Here is a 16,857-nt window from a genome sequence, read left to right as displayed (position 1 = left end):
CCATGCGCGGGTATGGTTGTGCAACGCACAAACGCGCCATCGGTTCCGACTTTTCCGATCCGCGAACGATCCTGCGCTAGGTTCTGACGATGAGCGGCACCAGTCCTTCATGCCGGTCGGCGAGAAAGGCGACGACACGGTCGCCGACACGCTGGAATGTGAGATCGACCGTCGTGGTGCCGACGCCAAGGTGGCGCAACGTGAGGGTGTCGATGCCGATCGGCAACCTGGGACGGGTGACGCGGATTTCTCCGTCCCAGCCGTCGATCTCCAGGCCGAGGCAGGCCTGCATCAGCATGAAGGCCGAACCCGCCGACCAAGCCTGCGGCAGGCAGGCGACGGGATAGGCTATCGGCGCTTCGCCCGGCGCGCGGGTAAAACCGCAAAACAGTTCCGGCAGGCGCATGTTGAAATGGACCGCAGATTCGAATGTGCCGCTCATCAACCGGACCACGCTTTCACGCTCGCCGAACCGCGCCAGGCCGGCGCCGCACAGAGCCGTGTCGTGCGGCCAGATCGAGCCGTTGTGGTATGACATCGGATTGAAGAACACGGCATCGTCGGCAAGCGTCCTCAGCCCCCAGCCCGAGTGGAAGGGCGCTGAAAGCAGCTGGTCGGCGACCATCTGCGCCCGCGCCGGCTCAGGCAACCCGACATAGAGAAGATGCCCTGCATTCGACGTCCGCACCTTGCAGGGCTCGCCGGCGCCGTCGATCGCCAGGGCATAGAAGTCGAGATCGTCCATCCAGAAGTGGCGTTCCACCGCGGCTCGCATTGCCTCGGCGCGGCCTTCCCAATGATCGGCCCTCTCGTCCTCGCCGCGGCGACGCGCGAGTTTCGCCAGGCCCTGGAACGCGGCAAAGACATAGCCTTGCACTTCGACGAGGGCAATCGGTCCCTTGGGAATGCGGCCGTCGGCATGGAAGACGGAATCAAAGCTGTCCTTCCATCCCTGGTTGGCAAGGCCGGATTCGGCGGCGCGCTGATAGGTCACGAAGCCGGTTTTGCGGCTTGCTTCCTCAGTCCATTCAGCCGCAGCGCAAAGCGACGACCACAGACTGTCGATGAACGCCATGTCACCGGTGCGGTCGGCATAGGCGCAGGCAAGATGGATATAGAGCGGCGTGGTGTCGACGCCGCCATAGTAGCGGCCGAAGGGAAGTTCGCGCAGCGCCGCCATTTCGCCCTTGCGGGTCTCATGCATGATCTTGCCGGGCTGTGAATCGCTGAACGGCGATGTCTCGGTCGCTTGATGCTGGGCAAGGAAGGCCAGCACGCCGTGCGCTAGGCCGGGGTTGAGCCACAGCATCTGCAGCGCCGAGATCACGCCGTCGCGGCCGAACGCCGTCGAAAACCAGGGGATGCCCGCATAGGGGTAGGGACCGGTGTCGAGCTCGGTGGTCAGCAGCGCGACATCGGCGCGGGCGCGGGCGACCCAGTCGTTGAAGACACGGCCCGAACTGTGCACAGTGGCGCCGTGGCGGCGCTTGGCACGCATGCCGAAGCGTGCGCGGGCCGCGGAGGCGCGGAAACGGTCGCGGTCGGGCACATCCGCCGCCTCCGCACCAACCTCGACATAGATCACGTTGCTGCTGCGCTTGGCCACGGTGATCAGGAAATCGGCGCGGTCAGCCGTCAGACGATCCGGCGCCTGCGAGAATGATATCGCCGACGCGCGAGCCAGCCCGTCCAGCCCGTCATAACGAAGCAGAACCGATGTTGCATCCGTCTCGGCCGCATGTGCCATCCCGCGCTTGGGCCTGGTCGAGCCGCGTACCTCGAACATGTCGCGGAAATCGGCGGCAAAGTGCAGCGAGACGCCGATGGTCGTATGTTCCCGGCTGTAATTGGCCAGGGTGATGCGCTCGAACAGCCTGTCTTGCCAGAGCAGCCTGACGCGCTCGATATGGATCGCGCCTTGCGGAATGTCGCGGCCGGCGGCGCTCTGGATCGGCAGATTGGTCAGGTTGCTGGTGAAGAGCACATTGTCCTGGCTGAGCGATGCGCCGAGCAACGATGTTGGCCTGCCGCCGATGGTCAGCCGGAATTCGGAGAGCACGCGCGTGTCGTCGCGGAAAAAACCGTCGCCGGCGCCCCTGATATCGCCATAGGCGTCGGCAACCACAAAACAGTCGCCTTGCTTGAGTGCAAACAGCCGGTGCGGCTCACGCGGCGCGGTCGCGTCGAGCGATGCAAGCGCAACGGCCGGATCGAGCGTGCGTTCATCAAGCTGGTTCATACGCCGAAAATCCCTGGGGTTTCATTCCCGGTCCTTGTGCGCGCGGCGCCGTTCACGACGCCTTTGCTTCGGCCGAGACGCCTATCAGGCGCTCATAAGCGGCCACGTAGTCGCGGGCCATTCTAGCGGCGGAGAACCGCTTTTCAAACACTGCTCTCACCTTGCGCCTGTCGAGGCGCAGCAAGTTCGGTACCGAGGCGACCGCGTCATCGATGGAATCGACCACGAAACCGGTCACGCCCTGGTCGATAATTTCGGGCAACGCGCCGCAGTTCCAGGCGATGGTCGGCGTGCCACAGGCCATCGCCTCGATGGCGGCAAGGCCGAACGGCTCCGGCCAGTCTATCGGAAACAGCAGGCCGGCGGCGTTGCCGAGAAATTGCGCCTTCTTGTCCTCCTCGATCTCGCCGACATAGTCGATGCGATCGCCGTCGATCAGCGGCTCGACCTCCTCGTGGAAATAGGCGCGGTCATCATCGCCTATCTTTGCTGCCAGCTTCAGTTTCAGGCCCGCACGTAAAGCGATCTCGATGGCGCGATCTGGTCGCTTGTCGCGCGATAGCCGCCCGAGGAAGGCAACGTAAGGTTCTTCCGCCGCTGTCTCGAAAGTCGGCTGGTAAATGCCGGTCGGCAGTCCGTGATGGATGGTCGCCAGCCAATTGGCGTTGGACAAACCCGTTCTTTGGCTGCGCGAAATGGAGATCAAGGGAAAGCGCGGAAACTGCTCATAGGCAGGCGCCAGATCGACGTAGTCGAGCCGGCCATGCGGCGTCGTCACGGTTCGCTGCGGCATGTCCTCGAAGAACGGGAAATGCAGGAAATGACTGAGGTGAAAATGAATGATATCAAAGTCATGGGCACGTTTCCTGACATTGGAAAGCATTGAAAGATGCGCCGCGGTCTCCGACTTCAGCGGGCGTGGGTCGAGGCGAAGCGCACGTTCGCGTCCCGGTATCAATCTAGCCGACGTGCGACTGTCGCCACTGGCAAACAGGGTCACCTCATGGCCGAGTTCAACCAGTCCTTCGGTCAGATAGGAAACGATCCGCTCCGTCCCGCCATAAAGCCGGGGCGGCACGGACTCGTGCAAAGGCGCGACATGGGCTATCCTCATGGGCTGAAATATCCCTCAAAAATCATCACAAGAGGCAAATGCATCAGCCGGCGTAACGTTCCGTCCAAAGGTGAGAAGGCGGCGATGACCGGCTCCAGGGTGAACGACTTTTTTTGGTGTCGGGCTTGTTTTTCCCGGAACCAAATTGCCAGCCGTGAATTTAGTAGGGTTGGACCGCGTTGCGACCAACCGGGAGGATACGATGGATCGCTTGCATTTCTTTTCGCCTGTGCGCATCGCGCGCGGGCAGGGACATCCAGTGGAAGAAGTTGATAGCGTCGCAGAAGCAATGGTGTTTCTGCAGAAATGGCCAGCGGGGCGGCGAGGGCCTGTCTATCAATGCGCGTTGAATTGCTGCTCCGCGGCGCTCTCGGGTCGAATGTCAGCCGAGGAAGCCAGGAAGGCTTTTACCGGTTTTGCCCGCATCACCCGCCTGCTCGACGACGACATGGCACTGCCTATTGGCGGCGAGGGCATGGATAGAGTGTACGCACTGAGGCGATAGGGCTGGATTCAGTTTGCGATCTGGGGCCGCGTCAAAGCAGGCGCCGGCACGAATTTGTTGGCGGGCTTTGCTTCAAGTCAGGGCGCGGTTCCCTGTTCGATTGCCTCACCTCATATACTTTGGGCAGCGCAGGCTTTCGTGTGACGCTATGCATAAGCCCGACAACGGTATCACGCGGGTCGAGGTCAAATGTGCTGACAATTCAGCAGCGCGGTATATCGAAACGCAACGATCCCGATCGCTCGGCGGCGATCCCCTCTCGCATTCCGACAGGGCGTTGAGGTTCCCCGGCTGACATAGCCAATGTCGCTGTTTTTCTCCTTGCCGACTCATCGAACTGCATGGATGGATCCGTAGTGCAGGTAGACGGTAGGCGGCACGGGCGGTGAACTCGGCAAGGAAATGGTTCATGGCAGCGGCAAAGCCAATCTCAAGGTGGGCCTCAAAAGCGCGAGTGGCAATCAAGGGCATCTCGCAATGCCTTGCATTGGGTTTTGCGTTGGTGACCGCCGTCCCAGCTTTGGCAGCTCCATATTCGGAAGGTTCAATTCTCCCCACAGCCGCGGATCGCGATAAAGCCCTGTTGGAGTTCTACGCTGAGTGGAAGAACCTCTATGTGGTCGAGGCCTGCGGCGAAGGGCGATATTTCGTCAAGGTTGATGCTGACGGCAAAGCTGTCGGAGGCGGCACGGAGGCGGCAACAATAACTGTCTCGGAGGCTCATGGTTACGGTATGCTGCTAACAGTGATGATGGCCGGAAAGGACCCCGAAGCTCAGGTCATTTTCGATGGCATGCTACGGTATTTTCATGATCACCCCGCCGCGTCTGATCCCGGCCTGATGGCCTGGAACCAAGTGACAGGCTGTTCCAATGCCACAACGGTGCAGGGGGAGAACTCCGCCACCGATGGTGATCTCGATATTGGCTATGCCCTGCTATTGGCCGACAAGGCATGGGGTAGTGCCGGCGCTTTCAACTATCGAGCCGAAGCGCGCAAGGTCCTCGCTGCCATTCTCGACAAGGAAGTTTCCGGCGACGTCTTGTTGATCGGCGATTGGGCAAAGTCCGGCGACGGCGGCACCTATGCGGCAACGACCCGGGCATCCGATTTCATGGTTTCCCATTTCAGGGCCTTCGCCGATGCCACCGATGAGCCGCGCTGGCTGGCCATCCGCGACCGCATCTATGCCACGATCAGCAGTGTCGGCTCCCGGCACAGTGCCCAAACTGGTCTGATGCCCGATTTTGTCGTGGGCATGCCCAACAATCCGGCGCCGGCACCATCTATGTTCCTGGAAGGTGCCAATGACGGCGACTACTCCTGGAACTCGGGCCGTTACCCGTGGCGCATCGCCTTGGACTACCTGCTCTATGATGAACAGAGGGCCAAGATAGCCTTGGCGCCGCTGACGGCCTGGGCACAGCGGGTTACCCGAGGGGACCCGCGTGCTTTCGCCGATACGTACCGACTAAACGGCAGCACCTATCCAGGGCATGGCACAAACTCCATGGCCTATGTGCCGATGCTCGGCGTCGCTGCTATGCTCGATCCGGCCAACCAATCCTGGCTCGACGCCATCTGGGCTGATGCAACGTCCACGAGCCTCGCTGACGAGGACTATTTTGGGAACACCCTCAAGCTGCTCGGTATGGTCGCAATGACAGGCCATTGGGCGACGCCCTAGGTTACGATCTCAGAGACCGCCTCAGGCCAACGCCGCGCTAGGCCCCAAGGAAGTCCTCGCGATGATCGTTGCGGGTGAAAACCCGACAATCTCCTTGTATTTGCTCGAATCGGTGGCCCCCTCCGTGTTCACAAGGAAGATGCGGGAGTATTTATCGACGCGAAGAGCGGCCTTGATCGTGGGGTCGGAGACGGCCTTGATCAAGCCGGCCAGCCCCACACCGCCGCTTTCACCCGCGACGACCGCGGGATCGCCATCGACAGGACAGGCAAGGCGCTTCATGATCGAAATCGCATCTTCTTCGTCGACGGTCATGAAGGCGTCGGCTACGCGAGAGAGGATGCGCCAGGCAACTAGAGATGGCGCATAGCATTCGAGCATGGCCATGACGGTCGGCTCCCCATGGGCTACCGTCACGAGATGTCCAGCCCGCGCTGTCTCGACGATGCAGGCCGCGCGCGCTGGATCGACCACGGTGAAGATCGGACGTTTGTCACCGAGTTCAATTGCCAGATGACCCGCCACGGCGGCGGCAATCCCGCCGACGCCAGACTGGATGAATACATGGGTCGGCGGTACCGGCATTTTCCTGAGGGCTTCGCGAATGAGGGCCGTGTAACCCTGCATCACCAGTCCGGGGATGCGCTCGTAGCCTGGCCAGGACGTGTCCGAAACAATAGTCCAACCGCTTGCCTCGGCAATGCGCGCTGCCTGCCGAATGGAGTCGTCATAAGTACCATCGACGCGGATCATGTCGGCACCGTAGCTCGCAATGGCGGCGACCCGCTCGTCTGACACACCGGAATGCACAAAGATTGCCGCCCTGGCGCCCACGAGCTGAGCGCCCTGTGCGACCGATCGGCCGTGATTGCCATCAGTGGCGCAGGCAAGCGTCATTGTGCGGGCGGCGGCCCGGACCTCGGGCAATTGAAGTTCCGAGACATCTATCGCGCGGCCGAGTTTTCTTTCTGCCTCCTCAAGAACAAGCCGGATCACCGCATAAGCTCCGCCGAGAGCCTTGAAACTTCCGAGCCCAAGGCGATAGCCCTCATCCTTGAGGTGGATCGCGGCAACGCCGAACTCCGATGCCAATCCGGGCAGCTCGACGAGAGGCGTTTCTGCATGATTGTCCCGGAATGTGAGGTGGCGCTCAACGTTCTCGGCCGCTGCGACGCTGAGCGTTTCAGCATCTGCCTGGTCGAGTGGCTTCTTGTAATCGGGATGCGTATTGAGCAGAAACATGATCGCCTCGTTCATTGATGCGCTCAATAATATTGCAACCCGAACGCAACGAGCGCTGATTATTGGTTGCCGATTTGCAAGTTTGTTTCGTTAAGGTCGACCTTGAGCAAGCCCGTTCAACCCAGACAATTGGATGCTTCGACCGGAAGATTCTTTCGATCCTTCAGACGGACAACACAACACGTCCTGCCGTCTGCCCGCTCCACCGAGACTTCGACCTCGATGCGGCGTCGCTGGCGGCTCCGGAGTAGCACTAGACCAACCGCTCTCGTGTGCACTATGTGTGCAGTGAGAACTTCGATCGAGCCAAGTGGCTTTCCGTTGCGGCGGCAAAGATCGTAAGTTCGGTTACGCTTGGGCGGAGCGTCCGTTGCCAAATTAGTTTGCCGTTCCAACGCGGCTTTGGATGGATTGAGTCAGAAAAACATAATTGAATGAATGTGATAGACAACAAACTTGCCATAGCTCCGATGATGGACTGGACGGACCGGCATTGCCGGTTCTTCCATCGCCAGCTCACGAGCCGGGCGCTGCTTTACACCGAGATGGTGGTGGCCGACGCGGTGATCCAGGGTGCGCGGGAGCGGCTGCTGGGCTTCGACGACACCGAACATCCGGTCGCCCTGCAGCTCGGCGGCTCCGATCCGCAAAAACTTGCCGAGGCGGCGCGCATCGGCGAGGCCTTCGGCTATGACGAGATCAACCTCAATGTCGGCTGCCCGTCCGACCGCGTCCAGTCGGGCACCTTCGGCGCCTGCCTGATGAAGGTGCCTGACCTCGTCGCCGATTGCGTTGCAGCGATGAAGGCCGTAGTGAAAATTCCGGTCACCGTCAAATGCCGTATCGCAGTCGACGAGCAGGATCCCGAACCGGCGCTCGATGCGCTGGCGGATGGCGTTTTCGCGGCCGGCGCCGACGCGCTGTGGGTGCATGCCCGCAAGGCGTGGCTGGAGGGGCTGAGCCCCAAGGAAAACCGTGACATCCCGCCGCTCGACTATGACAGGGTCTGCCGGCTGAAAGCCAAAAAAACGAACCAATTCATCGGCATCAATGGCGGTATTCAATCCCTGGAAGAAGCATTGCGCCACCTCGATCATGTCGACGGTGCCATGCTTGGCCGCGCCGCATACCACACGCCGGGCATTCTGGCCGGTGTCGACGCCGCGTTTTACGGCGGCGAACCCGGCGCGTTCGATTTTGCCGCGCTGATCGATGCGATGGCGGACTATGCGGCGCGCCATATCGAGCAAGGCGGGCGGCTGGGTCATGTCACCCGTCACATGGTCGGGCTGTTCCATGGCTTGCCTGGCGCACGCCGCTACCGGCAGATTCTTTCGACCGACGCGACGAGACCCGGCGCCGGACCTGATGTGCTGAAGACGGCTTTTGCGGCGGTCGATTTGAACGGAACGGCGGCCGAGGCGGCTTGAAAAGCCCTAGTCGCGCAGAATCATGCGGTCGCCGCGCACGTCGAACCCCGACAGCGAGCCGATGAAGTTCATGCCGAGCAGGCTCTGGCCGAGCGCGCCGGGTGCTGCGACCATGACCGCCATGTCCTTGCGCAAGATGCCGCCGATGGCCACCTCGTCGGCTCTGACAGAAGCGGCGCGTGCCATGCCGTTGGCTGTGGAGACCGGTATGGTGAAGCTCAGCGCTGCCGGATTGAAGCCGGCGGCTTGCGCATCCTCTGATGTCAGCACGGTACTGGTAGCGCCGGTGTCGACAACGGTGCGGATCGTCGCACCGTTGACCGTGATGCGCGCCTCGAAATGACCGTTGCCGGCCTTGTCCAAAGTCACCGTGGCGTGACCCTCTTCGATCCCCAATGCCAAGGGACTGCCGGGAACAAGGCCGGCCGTTACCCGGCTGGCGAAATCCTGCAATTCGTAGCGGTACTGGTAGCCGGCGATTAGAACCAGCACGATGACCCCCCAGGCGCCGAGACTGCGGGCCATGGCGCCCAGCGGTCTGCCCGACCGAATGAGGCCGGCGCCGATCAGCACGCCGAACGCGCCAAGCCAGATCAGCTGGCTGAAATCGTTGTTCTCGATGCCGAAGGTGCTGCCGGCGGAATTGTTGAACATGAGCAGGACCAGCCCGACGCCGATCACCACCATCAAGATCCAGAACAATCGGTTCATTGGCGTCGCCGGTTCACGAGAGGGCGTCGCGTTCGCGCGCCATGCGGCCGCGGCGTGTTTCCCGCCGCGGTCGCCGCTCGACCGTTTCCAGCCGGGCCGGCAACTCGGCCATCACGCTTCGGCGCGTTTCGGACGTCATATCGATCCAGGCGCCGATTTCCTCGCGCGTGCGGCCGCAACCGAAACAGAAGCCGGTTTTCATGTCGATCGAGCAGACCAGGATGCACGGGGATTCGATAGCCGTCATGATTTTCTCTTGGGAGTTCCGTCCGGAATCCCTTGTCTCGTCTCCACATGGTGCAACGGCAAAGCCATTGCAAGCCCTCCGGAATGCGCCGCCGATAACCGTTTTCGCGGCAATACCGGAAGGTCGTGCCGGGAGGTTGTGCCAATCACGCAACGCGGCTATGCCGCTCAACAGCTCCAGGAACGATCATCAACGACATGACCAGCGCGCTGCCCTTCGACGATTTTCGCAATCTGCTGGCGAACTTGCCGCCGGCCGATACGCTAGCAGAGGCGCGGGTGCGCACCCTGTTTGCGAAGGCCGACAAGCCGCAAGGCTCGCTCGGCCGTATCGAGGACATTGCTGCGTGGCTTGCCGCCTGGAGTGGGCGCGCACCGCCGGCTGTGACACGACCGCTGGTGGCGATCTTTGCCGGCAACCACGGCGTCACCCGTCACGGCATTTCGCCGCGGCCGGTGGTGGCGACCGCCAACGCGGTCGAGCTTTGCGCCGCGGGAGGTGCTGCGATCAACCAGGTCTGCATTGCCAACGACCTCGGCTTGAAGGTCTTTGATCTGGCGCTGCACATTGCGACCGCCGACATCACCGAGGACGCAGCACTGGACGAGCGCGGCTGCGCCGCCACCATGGCCTTCGGCATGGAAGCCATTGCCGGCGGCACTGACCTGCTTTGCCTGGGCGATCTCGGCGTCGGCAACTCGACTGTCGCTGCGGCCTTGTGTGCGGCGCTGTCCGGGGGCAGGGGTGTCGACTGGGTCGGCCCCGGATCGGGCGCCGATGCGGCGATGCAGGCGCGCAAGGCCGAAGTCGTCGACACAGCCCTTGCCTTTCATGGCGCCAGCCTAAGGGATCCTCTTGAAGCCTTGCGTCGGGTTGGCGGTCGCGAATTCGCAGCCATCGCCGGTGCCATCCTCGCTGCCCGGGTGCAGAAGATCCCGGTTCTCCTCGATGGATTTGCGGCGACTGCTGCCGCAGCGGTGCTGCATGCCGCCAATCCCGCTGCCCTCGACCATTGTCTGCTTGCCGGCCTGTCGCCGGAGCCTGGGCATGCGCGGGCGGCTGGTCGGCTCGGCCTTCGCCCGCTGCTTGATCTCGGCATGAGCCACGGCGAAGGGGTAGGGGCAGCTCTTGCCGCTGGTCTGGTGAAAGCCGCAGCGCTTGCAAGCTCCGGCATGGCGGCGGCAGTCAAGGTCTAGCGCCGCCGCGCGACCGTCTTGGTTGGCAGTGCCGGCAACTCCTCCATCACCCGGCTCGGCGGGAAGATGGCGATCGCCTCGGTGCCTTCGCGCAGCTTGGAATGAAGTTCGAATTCGCCGCCATGCATGGCAAGCAGGCCTTGCACGATCGGCAGCCCAAGCCCGGTGCCCTGTTCGGCGCTTTTGATGGCGATAGAGCCCTGGCCGAAGGCGGAAAGCACGATCGGAATCTCGTCCTCCGGTATGCCCGGCCCATTGTCCCTGACCGAGATGTACTGTCCGCCGCCGGCAGTCCAGCCGACGCGCAAGCGGATTTCGCCGCCGCTTGTGGTGAATTTGATAGCGTTGGACAGGAGGTTGAGGGCGATCTGCCGCACAGCGCGTTCGTCGGCGAACAGGCGCGGCAAGGCGCTTTCGAAATCCTCGACGATGCGGATGTCCTTGTTGCGTGCCTTCAGCTCCATCATGTGGCAGCAATCCTCGACGATGGTGAGTAGCATCACCGGCTCCTCGTTGAGCTGGTAGCGACCAGCCTCGATGCGCGACAGGTCGAGGATCTCGTTGATCAGGTCGAGCAGATGCTGACCGGATTCATGCACGTCATGGGCATAGTCGCGATAGGTGGGGTTGCTCATCGGTCCAAGCACCTCATTCGCCATCACTTCGGAAAAACCGAGAATGGCATTGAGCGGTGTTCGCAGCTCGTGGCTCATCGAGGCCAGAAAACGCGACTTTGCCAGATTGGCGTCTTCAGCCCGCCGCCGCGCCTCGTCCGACATCGATTTCGCCGTCTCGACTTCGGCAACCAGCGCGTCCGTTTCGGAGCGGAACGACAGCAGCAGCAACGACGACCGGTTGAGATTGCGGGCGATGTAGGCGAAGAACGGGAGCGCGGCGAGCAGCAGCCCGACCATGATCGCCTCGACTGGCATCCACAACTTCGCGCCGTTATAGGCATAGACCGCTACGGGAATGGCGAAGGTCGCCAGCAGTGCGCCGCGCAGCGATGACGCCATGACGGCGGTTGCCGCCATGGCAAACAGCAGAACCACCGCCTTGACCACCTGGAACTGTTCGACCTGGCAGGTATTGCAACCTAGCCAGGCGAACCATGCCCAGCCGACGCCGCAAAGCGAATGGCCGATCAGGAAATCCCTTCGCGTTTGCAATGGGTTGAGCTCGGAAGCTTCAGTGCGTTCGACACGCTTTGCCATGAATATGACGACGGTGTAGCAGGTGAGCGTGAACAGCGCCCAGACACTAATCTGCTTGTTGTCCATGCCGGCAAGCAGCCCCGCCGCCGCCGTCGCCAGCGCAAGCAGCGCGATGGCGATTGCGCCGCCCACCATTGCGCCCGCATGCAGTTTCAGCAGTTCGCGGTCGAAGTCGAGATTGCCGACTTGCTGTGAAAGACGGTCGCGCGTCTTGCGCACCGCGCGCGCCACATCGCTGTTGCGATGCGGTTTCCTGCGGTCCACAATGAATTTGTCCGCTGTGTTCGAGCGTAGCAGAGGCATGGAAACTTCAATTTTGCGCGCAGCGATTTCAAATTGTTAAGCTACGTTCGAATGATTAAGAGACTGTTTGCCATATGAGCCGTTCGTGGTCGCCGAGGCCGCGCCGACGGTACATTCCACCGCGCCCTCGCAGCTTGTGGCGCAGGCTGGTGGATTACGGGCTGACCATCATCCTTTTCGGCCTGCTGATCCTTCTTGCGGCGCGCCTTGACCGAGTGGAGACGCGCAGGACGGAGGGGGCGGCAATCGTCAACGATGGCGATTCGATCACGCTCGGCACCGAGCGCATCCGCATGCGCGGCATCGACGCTCCTGAATATGCGCAGACCTGCCGCAAGGACGGCGCCGACTATCCCTGCGGCAAGCTCGCGCGCCAGTCGCTGGTACGGCTGATCGCCGGCAAACCCGTCTCCTGTGCCGGTTGGCAACGCGACCGCTTTGGCAGGCTGCTTGGCGACTGCAAGGCCAATGGCGAGGAGCTCAACCGTGCCCAGGTCGAAGCCGGTTGGGCGGTTGCCTATGGCGATTTCGAGGCCGAGGAAGCCGCTGCCCGCGCCGGCAAGCTTGGCATCTGGGCCGGCACCTTCGACGAGCCGCGTGACTGGCGCGAAACCCATGACCACGGGCCGGTCGAAAGAAAGCATGGCACTCTGGCTTCGATCGGTGATGCGTTGCGAGAACTTTTTCGCTTCTGGTGATACTCGACAGATCGATGAGCGCCCTATAGTTGCGGAACAACCGGGAGGATGGAATGAAGCTGTTCGACGGTGGCCGCGCGCCCAATCCACGGCGTGTCAGGGTTTTCCTCGCCGAGAAGGGGCTCGAAATTCCCTTGGTGCCCGTCGACATGGGCGCGCTGGGACACAGGCAGGAGGCGGTCAGCTCGCGCAACCCGCTGCAGCGGCTGCCGGTGCTCGAACTCGACGACGGCACCATCATCACCGAATCCGTCGCCATTTGCCGCTATTTCGAGGAATTGCATCCCGAGCCCGCTCTGTTCGGGCGCGGCGCGCTCGGCAAGGCGCAGGTCGAGATGTGGCAAAGGCGCATGGAGTTCAACCTGCTCAGCTGTGTCGCTCAAGCCTTTCGCCACATCCACCCGGCAATGAAGGAATGGGAAATTCCGCAAATCCCCGAATGGGGGCAGGCCAACAAGCCGAAGGCGGTCGCATTCCTGAAACTCCTCGACGGCGAGCTGGCGCAGAGGGAATTCGCCGCCGGCGACACCTACTCGATCGCCGACATTACCGGACTGATCGCCATCGACTTCATGAAGCCGGCGCGCATCAAGGTTCCGGAAGACTGTGCCAACGTCTTGCGCTGGCACAGTGCGATCTCCAGCCGGCCGAGCGCTGCTGCCTGAGGATGGACGCTGAGCTGGAACGCTTCACGGCAAAGGTCCGAGCCTGTCGCATCTGCGTCGAAAACCCCATCGGCCGCCCACTGCCGCACGAGCCGCGCCCGGTGCTGCGGCCGTCGTCCAGCGCCCGCATCCTGCTCGCCAGCCAGGCGCCGGGGACCAAGGTCCATCTATCAGGCATGCCGTTTACCGATGCCTCCGGCGACCGGTTGCGAAGTTGGCTTGGCGTCAGCAGCGAAGAATTCTACGACACGGAAAAATTCGCCATTGTGCCGATGGGCTTTTGCTTTCCCGGCCAGGACGCCAAGGGCGCGGACCTGCCGCCGCGCCGTGAATGTGCGCCGGCATGGCGCGCGCCGTTGATGGCGCTGATGCCGCGTATCGATCTCGTGCTGACGATCGGCATCTATGCACAATCCTGGCATATGGGCGCTGCGCGCCGGCCCTCGCTGACCCAGACTGTGATGGACTGGCGCGCCATCTGGGACGCGCCCACCAGCCCGAAAGTGTTGCCGCTGCCGCATCCATCATGGCGCAACACGGGCTGGTTGAAGAAGAATCCCTGGTTCGAAATGGATTTGCTGCCATTTCTACGATCGGAAATCCGCTATCGCCTCGCTTGAGCATTCAGCAAGAAATCACCCGTTTTTATGCTGTCTGGCAGAATTTCTTTCTTGTGAAAGGCCTAGATAAGAGGGAATATAGCCAAACCATTCCCCAAGCGCGTCGCGACTGAGGGGAACATGTGACGCGCTTTGAATTCTTTGTTTTTGTATGTCGTTATCCCAAAACCGCTACCCACTTTTGGGCGACGTGCATCAGGGAGCACCCAATGGACCGCCTTGACAGAAAAATTCTCCGCCTCCTGCAGGAGGACGCGACGCTCGCGGTCGCCGATGTCGCCAAGAAGGTCGGTCTGTCGACCACGCCGTGCTGGCGGCGCATCCAGAAGCTCGAGGAAGAGGGCGTCATCAAGCGGCGCGTCGCCATTCTCGACCATGAGAAGGTCAATGTGCGCGTCACCGTGTTCGTGTCGATCCGCACCAATTCGCACAGCCATGAATGGCTGCGGCGTTTCTCCGAGGTCATCCAGGAATTTCCGGAAGTGGTCGAGTTCTACCGCATGAGCGGCGACGTCGACTATCTCCTGCGCGTGGTGGTGCCCGACATTGCCGCCTATGACGCCTTCTACAAGCGGCTGATCGCCAAGATCGAGATCCGCGACGTGTCGTCTTCCTTCGCCATGGAGCAGATCAAGTACACGACCGAAATGCCGCTGGACTACATGGTGCTGGACAAGGAATCAGGCGCCAACGCTGCCTGAAATTCTCCAACACATCCCGCTTAGTTCTTCTTTTTGTTGAGGAAACTCCAGGGCGAGTTCACCGGCAGCGTGATCGTGTCCGGCACCGTATCGACATTCACCACCTCCGCCTTGCGCACGGAGTAGCCCGACTGGATGATGCTGGCGCCGTCGAGGATGAACAGCTGGCTTTTCTCCATATCCGGCTTCAGGGCGCCGGTGACGGAGACGGGCTGATAGGCCTCCGACATCCTGTAGGGATGGGCGGGCGTGACCAGCACGATCTGGTTGGGCGGCGGCGTCGGCATGTGGCTGCACGCACCTGTCCACGGCACCAGCAGGAACTGGTAGACAAGATCGCCGTCGCGATCGACCGGCAGCGCATATCCGGCCAGCTGAATGGTCTTGTCCTGCAAGTTGAGCGACAGCGTCTCGCCATGGTCGGGCATCCTTGCCGCGATCATCGGCAGGCCCGCACTTTCGGCAGCCGCCTGGCTTGCCGGGCGCAGATCCTTCCAGAATATGTGCAAGGCCTCGACCGAAGCGTCTGCCGACGCAATGGGCAGGAGCAACGCGGCTACCAGGCCCACGGTCGATTTGAGGCGGATGCTCATTGGCTGTTCCCTTTTGCAATCAAGTAAAGCCACCGTTGCCGACAGCGTCAACGTCTTGGTTTGGCTAGACTGCCGAGGAACAGGTCACTTGCCCTGTTTCGTCTTCGCCGCCAGCCGATTGAGCGTCTTGGGACCGGTCAGTTCCCGCATCGCATCCTTGCCGATCCGGCGCGCCGTCTTGTCGGTCGATTGCGCCAGCCTTTCGGCGACAGAAAGGGCAGCGCCGTGCATTTCCTCGGAGCGTTTGCCGATCGAACGAAGCGCCCAGTTCACGCCCTTCTTCACGAAATTGCGGCCGTCGGTGGCATGCGCCTCGATGATCGGCAGGAAGCCGAGGAAGGTCGTCTCCGGCTCTTTCTTCCGGTGGACGACCGACCAGGCCATCATGGCAAAGGCCGTGCGTCGAACGAATTCCCGTTCGTCGGCCGCGAACTCGCCGATCAATTCCTTCCAGGAGTCGGTGTCGACGAAGAGATCGGAGACGCCGTCGACGATGTCCCAGGAATCGAAAGTCGCCGCCCATTGCCTTGCATCCGCGGCAGAGAACCGCTTCGGGTCGGCCGTGACCGAAGCGATGAACTGCGCCTCCATGATGCCTGTCTGCCACAGCTCGAAGGCGCGTTCATGGTTGCGCTTGATCTTCCTGGCAATCTGCCGCTGCACGCCGTGCGAGACGCCGAGCGCGCGTTCGATCTTGATGCCATAGCGCAGCATGCCGCGGCGATTTTCCTCCGAGCCGATCGAGCGCAGATGCGCGACGATTTCGTCGGCACTGGACTGGGGCGAAAGCTCGGCCATCCCAAGCCTATTTTTCCAGCCGCGCCAGCAGCGAGGACGTATCCCAGCGCTTGCCGCCCATCGCCTGCACGTCCTTGTAGAACTGGTCGACAAGTGCTGTCACCGGCAGCTTGGCGCCATTGCGATCGGCTTCGGTGAGGCAGATGCCGAGATCCTTGCGCATCCAGTCGACGGCAAAGCCGAAATCATACTTGCCGGCATTCATCGTCTTGTGCCGGTTCTCCATCTGCCACGAGCCGGCCGCGCCTTTGGAAATCACCTCGATGACCTTTTCGATATCGAGCCCGGCCTTCTTGCCGAAATGGATGCCTTCGGCCAGCCCCTGGACCAGGCCAGCAATGGTGATCTGGTTGATCATCTTGGTGAGCTGGCCTGAGCCGGCCGGCCCCATCAGCCCGACCATGCGGGCATAGGCGTCGATGACGGGCCTGGCCTTGTCGAAAGCGCCTTGCTGGCCACCGACCATCACCGTCAGCACGCCGTTTTCGGCGCCGGCCTGGCCGCCGGAGACCGGTGCGTCGAGGAACGAAAACCCGCGCGCTTGCGCCTTCTCCGCCAGCTCGCGCGCGACTTCGGCCGACGCCGTAGTGTTGTCGATATAGACCGCGCCCTTTTTCATGGAACTGAAGGCGCCTTGCGCACCTGTTGTCACCGAACGCAAATCGTCGTCATTGCCGACGCAGGAGAAGATGAAATCCTTGCCGTCAGCCGCTTCGGCCGGCGTCGTGGCGAGGTTGCCGCCATGCTGGCCAACCCATTGCTCGGCCTTTGCCCTGGTGCGGTTGTAGACGGTGACGTCATGGCCCCCCTTGTTCCTGAGATGCCCGGCCATCGGATAACCCATGACGCCAAGACCGAGAAATGCCACCGATGCCATAGGCTTACCTTCCACAG

General features: G+C 62.0%; 17 protein-coding genes. 8 read left to right on the top strand and 9 right to left on the bottom strand.

Annotation, left to right across the window (positions count from 1 at the left end; translation table 11 throughout):
• Nucleotides 1–76: 76 nt before the first annotated feature.
• Together LHFGNBLO_RS23765 and LHFGNBLO_RS23760 are read right to left on the bottom strand one after the other, a co-directional pair.
• A complete protein-coding gene (locus LHFGNBLO_RS23765) occupies nt 77–2,239 on the bottom strand; it encodes an amylo-alpha-1,6-glucosidase (protein WP_258601747.1) in 2,163 nt (720 codons plus the stop codon).
• 52 nt (nt 2,240–2,291) lie between these two features.
• Nucleotides 2,292–3,353, bottom strand: coding sequence for a glycosyltransferase family 4 protein (locus tag LHFGNBLO_RS23760; RefSeq protein ID WP_258601746.1), 1,062 nt, complete (start codon nt 3,351–3,353; stop codon nt 2,292–2,294).
• A gap of 202 nt (nt 3,354–3,555) precedes the next feature.
• Here LHFGNBLO_RS23760 and LHFGNBLO_RS23755 point away from each other — a divergent pair, with 202 nt between their 5' ends.
• The gene (locus LHFGNBLO_RS23755; RefSeq protein ID WP_258601745.1) at nt 3,556–3,858 is read left to right on the top strand and encodes a DUF982 domain-containing protein; all 303 of its coding nucleotides are present in this window, start codon (nt 3,556–3,558) and stop codon (nt 3,856–3,858) included.
• Between the two features lie 409 nt (nt 3,859–4,267).
• The gene (locus LHFGNBLO_RS23750) at nt 4,268–5,545 is read left to right on the top strand and encodes a glycosyl hydrolase family 8 (protein ID WP_258601744.1); all 1,278 of its coding nucleotides are present in this window, start codon (nt 4,268–4,270) and stop codon (nt 5,543–5,545) included.
• A gap of 21 nt (nt 5,546–5,566) precedes the next feature.
• Here LHFGNBLO_RS23750 and LHFGNBLO_RS23745 read toward each other — a convergent pair whose 3' ends face one another.
• The gene (locus tag LHFGNBLO_RS23745; protein ID WP_258609865.1) at nt 5,567–6,787 is read right to left on the bottom strand and encodes a diaminopropionate ammonia-lyase; all 1,221 of its coding nucleotides are present in this window, start codon (nt 6,785–6,787) and stop codon (nt 5,567–5,569) included.
• A 434-nt stretch (nt 6,788–7,221) separates the two neighbouring features.
• Between LHFGNBLO_RS23745 and dusA the strand changes: the two genes are divergently transcribed.
• Entirely contained in the window at nt 7,222–8,217 is a 996-nt protein-coding gene (gene dusA / locus LHFGNBLO_RS23740) for a tRNA dihydrouridine(20/20a) synthase DusA (protein ID WP_258601743.1), read from the top strand.
• A gap of 6 nt (nt 8,218–8,223) precedes the next feature.
• Here dusA and LHFGNBLO_RS23735 read toward each other — a convergent pair whose 3' ends face one another.
• Nucleotides 8,224–8,928: a TIGR02281 family clan AA aspartic protease gene (locus LHFGNBLO_RS23735; protein ID WP_258601742.1), complete on the bottom strand. Its 705-nt coding sequence runs from the start codon at nt 8,926–8,928 to the stop codon at nt 8,224–8,226.
• 13 nt (nt 8,929–8,941) lie between these two features.
• The gene (locus LHFGNBLO_RS23730) at nt 8,942–9,175 is read right to left on the bottom strand and encodes a DUF1289 domain-containing protein (protein WP_258609863.1); all 234 of its coding nucleotides are present in this window, start codon (nt 9,173–9,175) and stop codon (nt 8,942–8,944) included.
• Nucleotides 9,176–9,372: 197 nt separating this feature from the next.
• On the opposite strand from LHFGNBLO_RS23730, the gene LHFGNBLO_RS23725 reads away from it, so the two are divergent.
• The gene (locus LHFGNBLO_RS23725; RefSeq protein ID WP_258601741.1) at nt 9,373–10,371 is read left to right on the top strand and encodes a nicotinate-nucleotide--dimethylbenzimidazole phosphoribosyltransferase; all 999 of its coding nucleotides are present in this window, start codon (nt 9,373–9,375) and stop codon (nt 10,369–10,371) included.
• On the opposite strand, the gene LHFGNBLO_RS23720 is transcribed toward LHFGNBLO_RS23725, so the two are convergent.
• On the bottom strand, nt 10,368–11,888 hold the full coding sequence (locus LHFGNBLO_RS23720; RefSeq protein WP_258601740.1) for a sensor histidine kinase: 1,521 nt from the start codon (nt 11,886–11,888) through the stop codon (nt 10,368–10,370). The genes LHFGNBLO_RS23725 and LHFGNBLO_RS23720 overlap by 4 nt on opposite strands.
• Nucleotides 11,889–11,962: 74 nt before the next feature.
• On the opposite strand from LHFGNBLO_RS23720, the gene LHFGNBLO_RS23715 reads away from it, so the two are divergent.
• The 4 genes from LHFGNBLO_RS23715 (at nt 11,963) to LHFGNBLO_RS23700 (ending at nt 14,572) form a co-directional block, all read left to right on the top strand.
• Entirely contained in the window at nt 11,963–12,586 is a 624-nt protein-coding gene (locus tag LHFGNBLO_RS23715; protein ID WP_258601739.1) for a thermonuclease family protein, read from the top strand.
• Nucleotides 12,587–12,639: 53 nt separating this feature from the next.
• The gene (locus LHFGNBLO_RS23710; protein ID WP_258601738.1) at nt 12,640–13,251 is read left to right on the top strand and encodes a glutathione S-transferase; all 612 of its coding nucleotides are present in this window, start codon (nt 12,640–12,642) and stop codon (nt 13,249–13,251) included.
• Between the two features lie 2 nt (nt 13,252–13,253).
• Complete coding sequence (locus LHFGNBLO_RS23705) at nt 13,254–13,871, top strand: uracil-DNA glycosylase family protein (protein ID WP_413774643.1); 618 nt, start codon at nt 13,254–13,256, stop codon at nt 13,869–13,871.
• A gap of 209 nt (nt 13,872–14,080) precedes the next feature.
• Entirely contained in the window at nt 14,081–14,572 is a 492-nt protein-coding gene (locus tag LHFGNBLO_RS23700) for an Lrp/AsnC family transcriptional regulator (RefSeq protein ID WP_006333679.1), read from the top strand.
• Between the two features lie 20 nt (nt 14,573–14,592).
• Here the strand turns inward: LHFGNBLO_RS23700 and LHFGNBLO_RS23695 are convergent, their stop codons facing one another.
• The 3 genes from LHFGNBLO_RS23695 to LHFGNBLO_RS23685 form a co-directional block, all read right to left on the bottom strand.
• Entirely contained in the window at nt 14,593–15,165 is a 573-nt protein-coding gene (locus LHFGNBLO_RS23695; RefSeq protein ID WP_258601737.1) for a DUF3299 domain-containing protein, read from the bottom strand.
• An 84-nt stretch (nt 15,166–15,249) separates the two neighbouring features.
• Nucleotides 15,250–15,963, bottom strand: a complete 714-nt coding sequence (locus tag LHFGNBLO_RS23690) for a DNA alkylation repair protein (RefSeq protein ID WP_258601736.1) — start codon at nt 15,961–15,963, stop codon at nt 15,250–15,252.
• A gap of 7 nt (nt 15,964–15,970) precedes the next feature.
• Nucleotides 15,971–16,840, bottom strand: coding sequence for an NAD(P)-dependent oxidoreductase (locus LHFGNBLO_RS23685; RefSeq protein ID WP_258601735.1), 870 nt, complete (start codon nt 16,838–16,840; stop codon nt 15,971–15,973).
• Between the last annotated feature and the right edge of the window lie 17 nt (nt 16,841–16,857).

Source organism: Mesorhizobium sp. AR10, assembly GCF_024746795.1.
Taxonomy (GTDB): Bacteria; Pseudomonadota; Alphaproteobacteria; order Rhizobiales; family Rhizobiaceae; genus Mesorhizobium.
The sequence above is the reverse complement of the archived record's forward strand: the minus strand, read 5'-3'. Positions and strand labels throughout refer to the sequence as shown.

Excerpts from the sequence above, each read along its gene's own strand:
- LHFGNBLO_RS23765 (WP_258601747.1), bottom strand. The coding sequence starts at position 2,239 with ATGAACCAGCTTGATGAACGCACGCTCGATCCGGCCGTTGCGCTTGCA.
- LHFGNBLO_RS23760 (WP_258601746.1), bottom strand. The coding sequence starts at position 3,353 with ATGAGGATAGCCCATGTCGCGCCTTTGCACGAGTCCGTGCCGCCCCGG.
- LHFGNBLO_RS23755 (WP_258601745.1), top strand. The coding sequence starts at position 3,556 with ATGGATCGCTTGCATTTCTTTTCGCCTGTGCGCATCGCGCGCGGGCAG.
- LHFGNBLO_RS23750 (WP_258601744.1), top strand. The coding sequence starts at position 4,268 with ATGGCAGCGGCAAAGCCAATCTCAAGGTGGGCCTCAAAAGCGCGAGTG.
- LHFGNBLO_RS23745 (WP_258609865.1), bottom strand. The coding sequence starts at position 6,787 with ATGTTTCTGCTCAATACGCATCCCGATTACAAGAAGCCACTCGACCAG.
- dusA (WP_258601743.1), top strand. The coding sequence starts at position 7,222 with ATGAATGTGATAGACAACAAACTTGCCATAGCTCCGATGATGGACTGG.
- LHFGNBLO_RS23735 (WP_258601742.1), bottom strand. The coding sequence starts at position 8,928 with ATGAACCGATTGTTCTGGATCTTGATGGTGGTGATCGGCGTCGGGCTG.
- LHFGNBLO_RS23730 (WP_258609863.1), bottom strand. The coding sequence starts at position 9,175 with ATGACGGCTATCGAATCCCCGTGCATCCTGGTCTGCTCGATCGACATG.
- LHFGNBLO_RS23725 (WP_258601741.1), top strand. The coding sequence starts at position 9,373 with ATGACCAGCGCGCTGCCCTTCGACGATTTTCGCAATCTGCTGGCGAAC.
- LHFGNBLO_RS23720 (WP_258601740.1), bottom strand. The coding sequence starts at position 11,888 with ATGCCTCTGCTACGCTCGAACACAGCGGACAAATTCATTGTGGACCGC.
- LHFGNBLO_RS23715 (WP_258601739.1), top strand. The coding sequence starts at position 11,963 with ATGAGCCGTTCGTGGTCGCCGAGGCCGCGCCGACGGTACATTCCACCG.
- LHFGNBLO_RS23710 (WP_258601738.1), top strand. The coding sequence starts at position 12,640 with ATGAAGCTGTTCGACGGTGGCCGCGCGCCCAATCCACGGCGTGTCAGG.
- LHFGNBLO_RS23705 (WP_413774643.1), top strand. The coding sequence starts at position 13,254 with ATGGACGCTGAGCTGGAACGCTTCACGGCAAAGGTCCGAGCCTGTCGC.
- LHFGNBLO_RS23700 (WP_006333679.1), top strand. The coding sequence starts at position 14,081 with ATGGACCGCCTTGACAGAAAAATTCTCCGCCTCCTGCAGGAGGACGCG.
- LHFGNBLO_RS23695 (WP_258601737.1), bottom strand. The coding sequence starts at position 15,165 with ATGAGCATCCGCCTCAAATCGACCGTGGGCCTGGTAGCCGCGTTGCTC.
- LHFGNBLO_RS23690 (WP_258601736.1), bottom strand. The coding sequence starts at position 15,963 with ATGGCCGAGCTTTCGCCCCAGTCCAGTGCCGACGAAATCGTCGCGCAT.
- LHFGNBLO_RS23685 (WP_258601735.1), bottom strand. The coding sequence starts at position 16,840 with ATGGCATCGGTGGCATTTCTCGGTCTTGGCGTCATGGGTTATCCGATG.